General features: G+C 34.7%; 16 protein-coding genes. 2 read left to right on the top strand and 14 right to left on the bottom strand.

Annotated features, from left to right (window positions below; all coding sequences use genetic code 11):
• The first annotated feature begins 204 nt into the window (after nucleotides 1–204).
• On the top strand, nucleotides 205–414 hold the full coding sequence (locus tag EDD72_RS02030) for a ferredoxin (RefSeq protein WP_132766966.1): 210 nt from the start codon (nucleotides 205–207) through the stop codon (nucleotides 412–414).
• 141 nt (nucleotides 415–555) lie between these two features.
• Nucleotides 556–1,050, top strand: coding sequence for an inorganic diphosphatase (locus EDD72_RS02025; protein ID WP_132766965.1), 495 nt, complete (start codon nucleotides 556–558; stop codon nucleotides 1,048–1,050).
• Between the two features lie 48 nt (nucleotides 1,051–1,098).
• Here the strand turns inward: EDD72_RS02025 and EDD72_RS02020 are convergent, their stop codons facing one another.
• From EDD72_RS02020 to spoVAEA, 14 genes are all read right to left on the bottom strand, one after another.
• Entirely contained in the window at nucleotides 1,099–2,295 is a 1,197-nt protein-coding gene (locus EDD72_RS02020; RefSeq protein WP_132766964.1) for a M14 family metallopeptidase, read from the bottom strand.
• 212 nt (nucleotides 2,296–2,507) lie between these two features.
• The gene (locus tag EDD72_RS02015; RefSeq protein WP_132766963.1) at nucleotides 2,508–4,262 is read right to left on the bottom strand and encodes an ATP-binding protein; all 1,755 of its coding nucleotides are present in this window, start codon (nucleotides 4,260–4,262) and stop codon (nucleotides 2,508–2,510) included.
• Entirely contained in the window at nucleotides 4,263–4,985 is a 723-nt protein-coding gene (locus EDD72_RS02010; protein WP_132766962.1) for a response regulator transcription factor, read from the bottom strand.
• 67 nt (nucleotides 4,986–5,052) lie between these two features.
• Nucleotides 5,053–5,781, bottom strand: coding sequence for a pseudouridine synthase (locus EDD72_RS02005; protein ID WP_132767080.1), 729 nt, complete (start codon nucleotides 5,779–5,781; stop codon nucleotides 5,053–5,055).
• Nucleotides 5,782–5,883: 102 nt separating this feature from the next.
• Nucleotides 5,884–6,414 (bottom strand): spore maturation protein, encoded by a 531-nt coding sequence (locus tag EDD72_RS02000; RefSeq protein WP_132766961.1) that lies wholly within the window; start codon nucleotides 6,412–6,414, stop codon nucleotides 5,884–5,886.
• A gap of 25 nt (nucleotides 6,415–6,439) precedes the next feature.
• A complete protein-coding gene (locus EDD72_RS01995) occupies nucleotides 6,440–7,018 on the bottom strand; it encodes a nucleoside recognition domain-containing protein (RefSeq protein WP_132766960.1) in 579 nt (192 codons plus the stop codon).
• Nucleotides 7,019–7,021: 3 nt separating this feature from the next.
• A complete protein-coding gene (locus EDD72_RS01990) occupies nucleotides 7,022–8,137 on the bottom strand; it encodes a D-alanyl-D-alanine carboxypeptidase family protein (protein ID WP_132766959.1) in 1,116 nt (371 codons plus the stop codon).
• A 100-nt stretch (nucleotides 8,138–8,237) separates the two neighbouring features.
• Nucleotides 8,238–8,696, bottom strand: coding sequence for a GerW family sporulation protein (gene ytfJ, locus EDD72_RS01985; protein ID WP_132766958.1), 459 nt, complete (start codon nucleotides 8,694–8,696; stop codon nucleotides 8,238–8,240).
• 66 nt (nucleotides 8,697–8,762) lie between these two features.
• Nucleotides 8,763–9,428 carry a DUF2953 domain-containing protein gene (locus EDD72_RS01980; protein WP_132766957.1) on the bottom strand — a complete coding sequence of 222 codons (666 nt, stop codon included), beginning with the start codon at nucleotides 9,426–9,428 and terminating at the stop codon, nucleotides 8,763–8,765.
• Between the two features lie 76 nt (nucleotides 9,429–9,504).
• Nucleotides 9,505–10,071 (bottom strand): SMC-Scp complex subunit ScpB, encoded by a 567-nt coding sequence (scpB, locus tag EDD72_RS01975; RefSeq protein ID WP_132766956.1) that lies wholly within the window; start codon nucleotides 10,069–10,071, stop codon nucleotides 9,505–9,507.
• A gap of 22 nt (nucleotides 10,072–10,093) precedes the next feature.
• A complete protein-coding gene (locus EDD72_RS01970; protein ID WP_132766955.1) occupies nucleotides 10,094–10,834 on the bottom strand; it encodes a segregation and condensation protein A in 741 nt (246 codons plus the stop codon).
• 26 nt (nucleotides 10,835–10,860) lie between these two features.
• Nucleotides 10,861–12,195 carry a diaminopimelate decarboxylase gene (gene lysA, locus EDD72_RS01965; RefSeq protein ID WP_132766954.1) on the bottom strand — a complete coding sequence of 445 codons (1,335 nt, stop codon included), beginning with the start codon at nucleotides 12,193–12,195 and terminating at the stop codon, nucleotides 10,861–10,863.
• A 96-nt stretch (nucleotides 12,196–12,291) separates the two neighbouring features.
• Entirely contained in the window at nucleotides 12,292–13,836 is a 1,545-nt protein-coding gene (locus EDD72_RS01960) for a spore germination protein (RefSeq protein ID WP_132766953.1), read from the bottom strand.
• Complete coding sequence (gene spoVAEA / locus EDD72_RS01955; protein ID WP_132766952.1) at nucleotides 13,796–14,398, bottom strand: stage V sporulation protein SpoVABEA; 603 nt, start codon at nucleotides 14,396–14,398, stop codon at nucleotides 13,796–13,798. The genes EDD72_RS01960 and spoVAEA overlap by 41 nt, the downstream gene beginning before the upstream one ends.
• Nucleotides 14,399–14,401: the final 3 nt, after the last annotated feature.

The raw sequence follows: 14,401 nt of genomic DNA, 5'->3' as shown, positions 1-14,401 counted from the left end.
TAGAGGATATTTATGAAGAGTTTTCCTAAAATCAAGCGAATAGGTATCGAAGTTCCAGCGATTTTTGAAATGATTGAGCTAATGAAAACGGTTTTAATTTTGTTAACAAAATGTTAAATCTGACTTGCAATCTCTCTAAAGTCATTCTAAAATAGATACAGGAAGTGGACAAGGTATTTAACCTGATATAGGAGGTGAGAATTAATGAAAACTTGGGTAGATAAAGAGACATGTATCGCTTGCGGTGCTTGCGGTGCTACTGCTCCAGATGTATTCGATTATGATGATGATGGTATTGCATATAACATCTTAGACAATAACCAAAGGACAGCTGAAATTCCTGAAGAATTGCAAGATGATGTACGTGATGCTGCTGAAGGTTGTCCAACAGATTCTATCAAAATTGAGGAATAGTTTCAATTTTATAGAGTACATACCACCTAGAAATCTAGGTGGTTTTTTCTTAGTTTTCTTAAAAACTTTGCTTTTTTTTACTACACTTATTATAATAGCAACTAGAACATATTTTAGTACATAATCCAAGGAGGACCATTCATGTCTAAAGAATTAATCGTTGATGCTTTTATTGAAATCCCAACAGGTAGCCAAAATAAATATGAATTTGACAAAGAAAAAGGTGTATTCCGGTTAGACCGAGTACTTTACTCTGCTGTACATTATCCAACTGAATATGGCTATTTAGAGAATACACTGGCACTTGATGGAGATCCACTAGATATTTTGGTATTGACTTCATTCCCCACCTTTCCTGGATGTGTAATTAGTTCTCGCGTTATTGGGGTCTTAATTATGTCTGACGATAAAGGACAAGATGAGAAACTACTTGCTGTTCCTGTAGATGATCCACGTTTTAAAGAAATCAATTCTATTGCTGATGTTCCTTCACATAAATTAAAAGAGATCGAGCATTTCTTTAAAGTTTATAAAGATTTAGAAAATAAAACAACGATAATTGAAGGATGGAAAGATAAAAAAGAAGCAATTAAACTATACGAAGAGTGCTCAGCTAGATATCATGAAGGAAAATAATACGACTAAAGAGTTCATCTTTAAGATTTAAGATGAACTCTTTTTTTTTTATAACAATGGTGCTTCTAATAATAAGGTTAGGTTTTCTCGATAAATTTGTGAAAATTGCGTAACGGGTAAAGGATTTGTCCCAATACCTACCTCAATCGTAAATCCTGGCTTTCGATACTCTTGAATAAACCAATCTTTAAAACCGGCCCCGCTGTATGCTGTCCTTTCTGTTAGATAACCTGTTAAAACTGCAAAGCGATTGACGATTTTTTTCGACTCGGGTGGCTCCATTCCTTTAAACCCCCAATAGATCACTTGCCCTTGTGAATGAAAAGCTAATACCATTCTAAAATGATGTTTTCGCGTGAATTCATAGACAGCAATTGTTTCTGGCTCAGTCAATGGTTGAGTCCCTCCATATTTTCGAGGTGAAGGTACTTGTGGACTCCTTTCGTTCTCTTCTTCCCAATCCGCTGGCCACTGATGATTTAAATCTACTCCGCGAATATTCGCTGTCCAACCTTTAAAATTCTTAGAACCATAATTAAGATCAAGTACAGTTTGGTAATACGGGTGGGATGGTAAAATTCCTTCGATTACCAATTCAGTTCCATCCGGATTTACCATAGGTACGATCCAAATCGAAGTATGATGATAAAGGTAGTTGATATCATAACCTCTTAGGGTTCTATTTTGGCTATAGGCTTTTGCGTAGTCTTCTACAAATTTCATTAACAATTGTCCTGTCAAATATTCATTTGCATGCCAATTGCCGCTATAAAAAACTTCCTTTTCTCCCCTACCTAAACGTAAGGCATAAATTGGTTTTCCCATTACAGAAGAACCGATAATTTCTGTATGAATAAATGGATATTTTGTTTTTAGTGCCTCAATAGAAGTAGTTAGATCTTCATAACTATATTCTTGATTTGTTTGAACAATTTCAGATGAAATACTTTTTGGGATATAAATGGTCTGCCCAATAGTAATTCTATCAGGATTAGAGATATCTGGATTTGCCTTTAATAAATGATCAATTCTTAAATCAAACTTCTCTGCGATCGCATAGATCGTGTCTCCTAGTTGAGCTGAATATTCCATGAGATTGGAATCTGCTAAATTTATGATTTGTCCTGAATAGAGATAATCATCTTTTTCTAATTGCGGATTCAACGCCAAAATTCCATTTACTGTTAAACCAAAACGATTCGCAATTTTATATAATGTATCCCCTTTTTTTACAATATATTTCAATAAGTTTAACCTCCTTCCCCCTCTTCATAATACAATATGTCTTTACACGATAAGGGTGCCTAAATTCCATTGCTTTATGATCCGTTAATAAAGTTGGAAAAACAAAAAAAGGGAAATGCAACTTTTAGCACTTCCTGTAGAATTAATAAAAGGGATTGTTTCATTGTTTCACGTTAAACAAGATTTTCATTCTTTTTTTGACGAAATCAATTTTAATCAGCTAAATTATGAGTAGGTAAAACGATTGAAAATGTCGTTCCTTGACCAATTTTGCTGGAAACTGAAATCGATCCTCCGTGTGCTTGAATGATATTTTTTACAATTGAAAGTCCTAACCCGGTACCTGATCCTCTTGTTCGAGCTTTATCTGCCTTATAGAAGCGTTCAAAGACAAAAGGTAAGTCTTCTTCTGGAATTCCTACACCAGTATCTGAAACTTCAATTAACATCTCGCCTAACGATTTTTTTCTTGCTTTAATTTTAATTTCTCCATTTTTCTTCGTATGTCGTAGAGCATTATCAATTAAATTGGTCAATACTTGTTCAATTCGATCCGGATCAATTACGACATTGATTAGTCGAGAATCCACCTCACTAACTAATTCGATTTCATGTTCTTTAGCGATGTTAAAAAATTTACGAATAATTTTTTTGATCAATTTATCCATGTCCGTTTTGCAGTATTGAAGCTGAAGGTTTCCTGATTCCATTTTTGCTAAATCTAATAATTCATTAACCAATCGGCCCATTCGTAACGATTCATCATAAATAATTTGGGCAAGTTCCTTTTTTTCTTCATCTGTTTCCGCAATTCCGTCAATAATCGCTTCACTATAACCTTGAAGCATCGAAATAGGTGTTCTCAATTCATGGGAAACATTCGCTAGAAAATCTTTTCGTAGTTTATCTAATTTTCGTTCATAAGTCACATCTCGTAAAATCGTTACAGCTCCAATGATGACATGACCAGAATAAAGCGGAGTCATAATCACAGATAATATTCTTCCATTGTAATGCAAATCTTTAGTTAAATTGATTTCTTGTTTTAAGACGATATCTAGCATTTCTTTTAAAAAGTCATTAAGCTGATTCCCATACTGATAAATATCTAAAAGCTTTTTGGCTGGTGGATTCGCCATGATGATTTCACTATCTGGATTCATCGTTATCACACCATCGGCCATACTTTTTAAAATATTCGATAATTTTTCTTTTTCCGTTGACAGATCTTTTACCGTCTGCTCCAGTTGACTTGCCATCTGATTGAAACTTATTCCTAAATCACCAATTTCATCATTGGTTCGAATATTTACACGTATGTTGAAATCTCCTTGAGCTACAAGGTTGGCTGCTTTTTGCATTTGTCGAATAGGAGCAGTAATTTTTGTTGACAAAAAAAATGAAAAAACAGTTACCATGATAAAACCTACGGCGGCAAACCCAAATATAATCTTCTTTAAATCATTGGTTGTTTGGTTCACAATATCAAGGGATTGAGATAAGACCACAGCACCAACTAGTTGATTGTTCCTCTTAATTGGAACAGATACCACTAATAGATCACTTTTCTCATTGTTTGATGTTATATTTTGAGATGTCTTATAGCTGATCCGAGTAATTAATTCTTTGCCAGAATAAATATCATTTAAATCTTCTTTTGGTATGATTGAACGAAGTTGTATTGGTGGATCAGAATCTTCTTTCTTTGATGGTAAATCAATCACAATTAAATCAATATCATAGGCTTCTACCAATTCTCTTGTTGTACTCACTGCATTTTTTCGTTCGGGATGTGCTTCTAATGTTTGTGAAACTTTATAAGCCAACTTAGAAAGGTTTTTGGATTGTTCATGATAATAATAGTGATCAAAATATTGAATGAGAAATAAACTGAGTAACAATAAAATAACAAAAACAAGTCCAACGATTGTCAACCATAATTTCCCTACTACTTTACGGAAAATCACTTATTTATGCACCTCTAATTTATAACCTACGCCCCAAACTGTCGTAATCATTTTCGCGGCTTTTGATGACACTTTATTTAGTTTTTCCCTTAATCTTTTGATATGAGTATCTACTGTCCGAAGATCACCAAAGAATTCATAATTCCATACATCATGAAGCAAGTCTTCACGACTGTAAACTTTGTCAGGAGAACTAGCTAAATAATAAAGTAATTCATATTCTTTTGGAGTTAAATTCACTTCAACACCGCCCGCAGTTACACGATGGGCATCATGGTCAATCACTAGGTCATCTAAGACAATGACATTTGATGCTGAATTCTTCTCTGTTACTAAATATGCTGTTGCAGATGCACGTCTTAAAACAGCTTTCACTCGATAGACAACCTCTCTTGGACTAAAAGGTTTCACAACATAATCATCTGCACCTACTTCAAACCCCTGAACCCTGTTTGACTCTTCTCCTTTTGCAGTCAACATAATGATCGGTGTAGATTTCGTCTCTCTAATGAGTTTTGATACTTCAATTCCGTCCATACCAGGTAACATTAAGTCTAGGATAATTAGATCATAGTCAAATTGCATCGCCTTTCCATAAGCTGTATCTCCATCCCCTGCTTCGTCTATCTTAAACCCTTCTCTTTCTAAGTACATTTTTAATAAACGACGGATTCTTTCCTCATCATCAACAATAAGAATTGTATATTCCCTTTCGCTATTCATTGGTTTCACCTCTCAACTCTTATTCCTTTCAACATTTTATCTGATTTTCTTAAAATTGACTATCTTTCTAATTACATGATAAGGAAACGAGTTGTTTCAATTGACAAATCTCATCTTCACTAAGAAAACGATATTTACCTACCGATACACCGGATAAAGTTAGAAACCCATATTGAATTCTTTTTAGATGGACTACTGGGTGACCAATGGCTTGAAACATCCTTCGTACTTGCCTGTTTCGTCCTTCATGAATGGTAATTTTAATCTTTGCTTGATTCTTTTTATTAATCAATATTTTTTCCACCTTTGCTGGTGATGTTACACCTTCTTCTAATTGAATTCCTTTTCTTAGTTGATCTAATTCAGCCTCTGAAGGATTTCCAGCAACAATCGCTTCATAGGTTTTATCCAATTCAAATCGGGGATGCATCAAACGATTAGCCAGTTCACCGTCATTTGTTAATAATAAGAGTCCCTCCGTATCATAATCTAATCTTCCAACTGGGTAAATTCTTTCCTGCAAACGGATCAGATCGATTACTGTTTTTCTTCCTTGAGGATCTTTCATGCTTGTAATCACTTTTTTTGGTTTATTTAATAATACAACAACCTTTTTCGTCTTTATTTTTATTTCTTTTCCGTTAACAAGAATTTGATCATGAAGAGGATCTACTTTAAAACCTAACTCAGTTACTGTCTTTCCATTAACCATAACTTGCCCATCAATAATTAGTTGCTCTGCTTTTCTTCTAGAAGCGATACCAGCTTCAGAAATGACTTTTTGTAAACGTTGCAATACCATCCCTACTTTATCCGTATTCATTATTATGTTCAGTTTATCACATATTTTTATCTTTCTTCAATGCTCTAACTAAAAAGGAATCTTTTGCAATTTTGATTAAAAATACAAAGAAACAACGATGAGAGATGCAATAATTCCGATTAAGTCCGCAAATAACCCAACTTTTATGGAATAACCTACTTTTTTTATACCAACTGCACCGAAATACACGGTTACGATAAATAATGTAGTGTCTGCACTTCCTTGCATGGTTGAAGCCAAACGGCCAATATACGAATCTGGACCATAACGAGCAATCAAATCAGTTGCGATCGCTAATGATCCTGTTCCACTTAATGGTTTCATAATCGCTAAAGGAAATACTTCCGTTGGAAAATGCAGCCAATCAAAGATTGGCTTAATAAGGTTAATGATGAATTGTAATGCGCCCGACTCCTGAAATATCGTAATGGCTACCATCATTCCTACAAGATGAGGCATAATTTGAATTGCCGTTGAGAACCCATCTTTTGCTCCTTCTACAAATGTTTCGTAGACACGAACCCGATTCCATATTGCAAATACCATAATTAAGCTAATAATACCTGGTATAATCCACATTGAAATAGAGGTAATTACAGATTGCATAATAACCCTCTTCTCATATAATGTTTTAGCGATTTCTGTTTCTATAGTAACGATCCAATAATAATGCTGCGATTGTAGAACAAGTTGTAGCAATTAAAGTAGTACCAACAATCTCTGTTGGGTTTACTGAATGGTAAGTCATACGAACGGATATGATTGTAGTGGGGACAATTGTTATACTGGATGTATTAATGGCTAATAATGTGGCCATTGAGGGAGATGCTTTCTCTTTAGTAGGGTTCAATTTTTGCAGTTCTTGCATGGCCTTTATTCCCATTGGAGTTGCTGCATTTCCTAGTCCGAAGATGTTAGCCGTCATATTTGATAAGATATACCCTACAACAGGGTGATTTTTAGGTAGCTCAGGAAATAACCAATGAATAAAAGGGCGAAGAAGTCGGCTTATCCATGTCAATAAGCCGGCTTCTTCAGCAATTTTCATCATTCCTAACCAAAAAACCAATATACTGATTAAGCCAAAACTAATCGTTACTCCTGTCTTTGCTCCTTCAAAAATTGCATGATTTAATACCCCGATATTACCGTTTAAGGCAGCCGTAAGAACTCCAAACAAAATGAGTACCAACCAAATCCAATTGACCAACTGTTAATCCCCTTTCCATACTCTTCTCCACACGCTTTTTACTGTTTCCGATAGCGTTTCTTTCTCTTTTTGAACTTGCAAAGGTATCGCACCAATAAATTTTTTCTCGAAATAAATTTTGATCTTACCAATATGATTGTTCAAATTCAATTGATCAGGTTGATTCAGCTCGATGACTTTTTTTATTTGTTGTTCTTCCCCAGGTTTTAATGGATATTTAAATTCTCGAATAGGGACGATATTTTTTTCTTTATTGTCTATTTTTATTTTTTTGATAATTTGATTGGTTTGAACAATTGGGGTTTGTTTATATTCTTGAAAGCCATATTCTAATAACTGAATGGAGTCATTCCAATCATCTGGTGCATTCAATGTGATAGCTGCTAATTGTACCCCATTTTTGGTAGCTGAGGAAGCTAAACATCTTTTCGCTAATTTGGTATAACCTGTTTTTACACCATCCGCATATTCATACATTTGTAATAATTTATTTTTGTTCAACCATTTTCGATCCCAAGGTTCATCTGCCAAAGGAGCAGTTTTTACCTTAGTACTAACAATTTTCTTAAATATTGGGTTTTTCAATGCATAGGCTGTTAAAATCGCCATATCTTTGGGTGTTGAATAGTGTTCTTTATGGTCTAACCCATGGGGATTCATAAAATGTGAACGAGTCATACCTAATGCAGCTGCTTTTTGATTCATCATAAATACGAATCCTTCTTCAGATCCCCCAATATGTTCTGCAATGGCAACAGCTGCATCATTACCTGATCGCAACATTAAACCATACAACATATCTTCTAACGTTAATTGTTCACCCTTTTTTAAATAAATCGAAGAACCCTCTGTGCCAAATGCATGATCACTTGTTGTCACCATATCTTTTAGATTTCCATTTTCAATGGCAACAATCGCAGTCATAATTTTGGTTAGACTAGCGATTCTCATTCGTTGATCTCCATTTTTTTCGTACAAAATTCGGCCACTATTCACATCAATTAATGCGGCACCCTGTGCACTAATTTCAATATGGCTCGAAGCAAATACAGATTGTGAGATACTCCAAAATAGAAATATGATAAGAATGAAAATCCTTTTCTTAGTTGCCAAAAACATGGTCTTCCTCCTAACTTGTCTAAAACAATATATATGCAAAATTCAAGTCAGTATGAATTTCTATATGACTCAAAGTAAAAAGCGCAATGTAATGCGCTTTTTATACAATAATATTGGTTTGGTTTGTCGTAGGATTTTGGTTTTGGTTGGATTGAACTTCACTTTTTGATTTTAAAGCATTTTGGATTTTATCAATAACTTGTGGTGCTAAATCCATTAACTTTTGGTAAAGATGAGTTTCAGAATCGAGCGGAAGTAATTGAACGCTAGTTTTCCCAACGACTAGGAAAGCGACAGGAGTGATCGATACCCCGCCACCACTACCACCGCCAAATGGTTTTTCTTGGTTTTTTGCGGAATTGTTTTGTTGATCCACATTATTTTCAAAACGGAATTCGCTTCCACCAGCAGCAAAACCAAAACCGACCTTTGATATGGGTAGTATCACTGTTCCATCAGGGGTTTCAACAGGATCCCCGACAATTGTATTTACATCAACCATTTCTTTTAAATTTTCCATTGCAGTCTTCATTAAGCCCTGTATCGGATGTTCTGACAAACTGAATTCCTCCTTTACATCCTTTTAAAAGATCCATATAGTTTAGAATACCCATCAACAAAGAAACTATGTACTCTTTGATAAAGTGATCAGATGTTTTCGATTTTTAAACCATTTTTTTACGAATCGAAAGATGATCTTGATTCCTAACGATACAATCGATCCAACCCGAAATCGAATCGTTGTTTCCAGAAACGTATGAAAAAGAATATTGTTAAACACGGGATGCACATTAAGGTTAGGTTTATCATCCAAGATAATATATTTGGAAAGGAAACCAATTAGGTTCCCTTTTATGCTCCAAATCAATCCTGCAAATATACCTGTTGCAACAGCCTCGTCCAACCCAATTTTAGTCTCCCATTTTAATTGATCAATATGAACCTTTTTAAGAAAATCCTTAAAAACCCCATAAAAATCGTCAATGCGTACTAATAATTTAGTGTAATCCCAACTCCACTTCTTGATCTTTTTTTTCGTGATCCGGTCTTTTTTTTCTTGCTGATTGATTAGATTGGAACGACTCTTATACTTCACGCCTTCATTTAGCGACTCCAAAACGACTAAAGAAACTATTTTCTTAATGTGAATGAACCGAAATAACCAACCATCCATTTCAATTCGGTCATCTTTGTCTTCTTTTTTTATACGAACTTGGATTTTAATCTCAGAAATAAGAGTAAGAAAAACAATCAAAAATAAAATAAAAATAAGCCATAGGAGTCCATCCATCCTTTATCACCCATGGGTAGTATTCCCAAATCTTTGAAATGAATACAAAAAAGAGGCTATAAAAAGCCTCAGTTCGTTAATCTCGTCGAAACAATTCAAATTCTTCATCTTCATCAACCATAATGTCCTCGGGTAAAGGTGGTAAATCATTTAAATTTTTAAGACCAAAATAATTAAGGAACTCCGTTGTTGTTCCATATAGTATTGGTCGACCGATTCCTTCCATTCGTCCTACTTCTTTAATTAACCCTTTACTTGTTAAAGTATTTATTGCTTTTTCCGATTTAACCCCTCTGATTTCTTCGATCTCTGAACGAGTAATGGGTTGTTTATAAGCAATAATTGATAATGTCTCTAAGGCTGCTTGGGATAGAGTGGCATGTGTAGGTGATGCAGCCAACCTTTCAAAATAAATCGCATGCTCAGGTAATGTGGTTAATTGATACATATTCGCCATTTGAATGATTTGAAGCCCCCGATTCTCTCTTCTATAATCAGCTTGCATATCATATATGATATCTTCGATCGTCTCTACATCAATTTCTAGAATTTGCGAGAGTTGTTTTGCTTCAATTCCTTCATCCCCTGCCACAAAAAGCAATCCCTCTATAGCAGCTTTAATTTTATTATAATCATAATCCATCAACATTCCCTCCTTTTTCCGATCATGGGGAATACTGAATTACAATATCATCAAAAGGGTTCTTTTGTATACAGATAATTTGTTTTTGTTTAATTAATTCTAATAGACTTAAAAACGTAATCACTATCTCTGATCGACAATAAACATCTGCAAGAAGGTCTGAAAAAAAAAGCTCTCTCCCTGATGATTGGAGTATTTGGATGATTTGTTCCATTCGATCTTTCATGGAAATTTCTTCTCGAGAAACCTTGCTAATTGGCTCTTTGTAAGAATAACGTTTTAATGCTTTTTGGAAAGTTTCGATTAGATGATAAATACTAATCCCTTCCACTGGATTTACTTCTCCTACCTCAACATAAGGTAAAAGATCGCTCGGTGCTTTAGTAAAAATTTTGCTTCTTGCCAATTCTTTTTCTCTTAAAGCCATTGATACTTCTTTATATTTTTTATACTCAATCAATCGCCGAACAAGTTCATCCCTAGGGTCTTCTTCTACATCTAAAATGAACGAACCTTGGAAAGAATGTTCATTTCGGCTTGGAAGTAACATTTTACTTTTAATTGATAATAGTGTAGAGGCCATTACTAAAAATTCACTCGCGATGTCTAATTTCAACGATTGCATAGTATCCAAATATTCTAGATATTGATCGGTAATTTTTGAGATTTGAATATCATAAATGTCCATTTCTTCTTTATCAATAAGGTGCAATAAAAGATCTAACGGACCCTCAAAGGTATCTAATTTTACCTGATATGACATACTTCCCTACCTAATTTCTTATAAATTTATTTTGATTGGATCGCCTTCTTGGCTTCAAATCTTTCAGGAACTATATCGTATTGAATAATATCATCATAAGTTTCTCTGCGTACAATCAGATCCGCTTTTCCGTCTCCTACTAAAACCATTGCTGGTCGCGGAACCCGATTATAATTACTTGCCATTGAATAATTATAAGCTCCAGTAGAAAAAACAGCTAGTATGTCTCCAGGTTCTGGTTGAGATAATTCAATATCCCAAATTAACATATCACCACTTTCGCAAGCTTTACCTGCAATCGATACCTTTTCTTTATGGTTGTTATTCATCTTGTTCGCAATGACTGCATCATATTTTGCTTGATACAATGCTGGACGTGGATTGTCCATCATTCCCCCATCTACAGCAACATATTTTCGAATATGGGGAATAGTCTTATTGGATCCTATCGTATAAAGTGTTGTACCTGCTTCCCCTATAATGCTACGACCTGGTTCAATCCATATTTCAGGAAAAGCTAAATTTCTCATAGTGAAATGTTTTTGAACCATTTCTACTAATGTCTGAACATAACTACGAATCGTTAAAGGTTGGTCCTCATCTGTGTAATGAATACCAAATCCTCCACCCGTATTTAGGATCGAGAATTCCATCTGAAATTGTTCTTTTAATAACTGATAAAAATCAGCGACACGTTCAATTGCTTTATCAAAACCGTTCATATCAAAAATTTGTGATCCAATATGAAAATGAAATCCTAAAAGTTTAATTTGCTTTGAATGATAAACCCTTTCCGTCGCTTGTAGAGCTTGATCGATGAGATTGAAACCAAATTTAGAATCTTCCTGACCTGTCTGGATATATTCGTGGGTATGGGCTTCAATCCCTGGACTAACACGGATTAATGCATTGACAACTTTCCCTTTTTCTCTTGCTATTCTCTCGATTAATTCAATTTCATAAAAATTATCAATCACAAATGCTCCAATTTCATTATCTATCGCCATTTCAATTTCTTCCATCGTTTTATTATTCCCATGAAAATGAATGCGTTCTTTTGGAAATCCAGATGCTAATGCTGTGTATAATTCTCCACCTGATACAACATCTAACGATAATCCTTCCTCATTCGCTAGATAGCATAAAGTCTTCGTACATAAGGCTTTACTAGCATAAGCAACCTGAGCTGATACATCTAGTTCTTGAAAAGTTGAAACGAATTCTCTCATTCGTCTTCTTATTTCCCACTCATCCAAAACATATAAAGGCGTTCCAAATTGTTTTGCTAGTTCAACAGTATCAACGCCACCAATTTCTAAATGTTGTTTTTCATTTATTCTACTCGTACCAGTGAAATACATAAATACTCTCCCATCCTTTTCATATGTCTAACTAAAAAGACTAGCTCATATTAATATGTGAATATATCATAATGATTTTTATTTTTCAATCATGATTTACTGTCGGTTCTGATTTTGTGGATGGACAATACTTGGTCTTTTATTCATAAATGGAACAGGTTTTCTCAGTAAAATATTCACCATCGCATGAAAATTAAAAGGAATAAACGGCCATAAGTATGGAGTATTTAAAGAATTAGTCATAGTTAAAACGATAAGCCAAATGGTTGTCGCAAACACAAAACCAGGAATCTTAAACAAATATACCGCTAACAAAAAGATCAGTCTAGCAATTTTATTGGCTAAACCCAATTCGTAACTTGGTGTAGCATACATACCTATCGCTGCGATGGAAAGATAAAGGATAACCTCGGGAACAAAAAGTCCAACTTTGATAGCAACTTCACCAATTAAAACCGCTGCGATTAACCCCATAGCAGTCGCTAGAGGTGTTGGGGTATGTACGGCTGCCATTCGCATGAGATCTATTCCTAATTCGGCTAAAATAAATTGAAAAAAAATGGGTATTTTTGATGTATCTTTAGGCCCAATGAACTCTAAAGAATGAGGTAGTAGATTCGGTTCATAAACATAGATTAACCATAATGGTAATAAAAATAACGAAGCTATTACCCCAAAAAAACGAATCCACCGAATATATGTACCTGTCATAGGGTTTTGTCTTGATTCTTCTGCATGTTGAACATGATGAAAAAAAGTTGTAGGAGTGATTATTACACCCGGAGAGGTATCCACATAAATTAAGACATGCCCTTCTAGTAAATGTTGTGCTGCAACATCAGGTCTTTCTGTATAACGAACCATCGGATAAGGATTCCAACTTCTACCAATCAAGAATTCATTTAATGACCTTTCTGACATTGGAAGTCCATCGATACTAATTTCTTGGATCTTTTGTTTAACTAAATTGACCAATCCTGGATCTGCCACGTCTTGTAAATAAGCGATACAAACATCAGTTTTGGATCGTTCACCAACTTGTTGTATTTCCATTCGAAGTCTTTCATCCCGAATTCTTCTTCTTGTTAATGCGGTATTTACGACAAGTGTTTCGGTAAAACCATCCCTTGAACCACGAACCACTCTTTCTGTATCTGGTTCTTGAGGTGTTCTTCCAGGGTAACTTCGTACATCAATTACTAATCCCTCTTTTTCACCATCAATCAACATAACTAATTGACCAGATAGAATATTGTCATTCGCTTCATTGATTGTCTTTATTTTATTTACTTGAATATGGGAAACATAAGTTTCAATTAAATGTTTTAAAGTATTCGGAACTAGATCTTCTCGCTTTAAATTCGCCAATTCTTTTAATATTTGTGTCATAACATCAGAATTGGCAAATCCATTCACAAAATAAATTGCAAAATCCTTTCCACCAAAATTCATTTCACGACATATTAAATCAAAACTTTTACCCACACCAAGCTTTTCATCCAATATATTTTTATTTTCTTCGATATCCCGAGATATATGAAGTGTTTTTTGCAGACTTTCTTCCGTTGTATCTATAGTAGCTGTTTCCGGCCCTTTTTTTTCATTTGTTCCATTGCTTTTTAATTTTATTCCCTTTTTCATGTTGTTCACCCCAATCTAAAATTGTTTGAATGGCCTTTAAGGTGATTGGAGAGCCATATTTAACCTGATCACGTCCCCCCATTTTTCCAATATCACCAATTCCAACAACCACAGGGATGTCTAGTTTATCTAAAATGTCAACAGTGTCGCCATAAATTCTTAACGGCCCTCCTACAGTGTCCCCGTCTTTATTCACTCCACTTTCAACCACTCTTCCATTTCGATCAACAGAAAAATCAATGGTTGTTCCTTCAACATATTTTGTATTAGAAGCAACAGCTACAGCACCTAATACCTCCATATCAGGATGTTTTGCAATGAATTCCATTGCTTTTTCCCCTTCTCCTTTATTACCTCGACCATTATCATCAAACATAACAAGAACCGGATCATAAGGAGTATTCTTAATCATTTCCACTAACTGTAAACCATTATATGGTGTCGGATTGCCTGAAGAACGAGAAATACATCGTCCCCCAATCATTTTTGCCACTTCTTCAATCACTTCTTTTGCAACCACATCTCCATCCGTGATAAATATGACTTTTCTCTTCTTATTCATCAA

Origin of the sequence: Tepidibacillus fermentans (assembly GCF_004342885.1) — a bacterium.
Lineage (GTDB): Bacteria > Bacillota > Bacilli > Tepidibacillales > Tepidibacillaceae > Tepidibacillus > Tepidibacillus fermentans.
The sequence above is the reverse complement of the archived record's forward strand: the minus strand, read 5'-3'. Positions and strand labels throughout refer to the sequence as shown.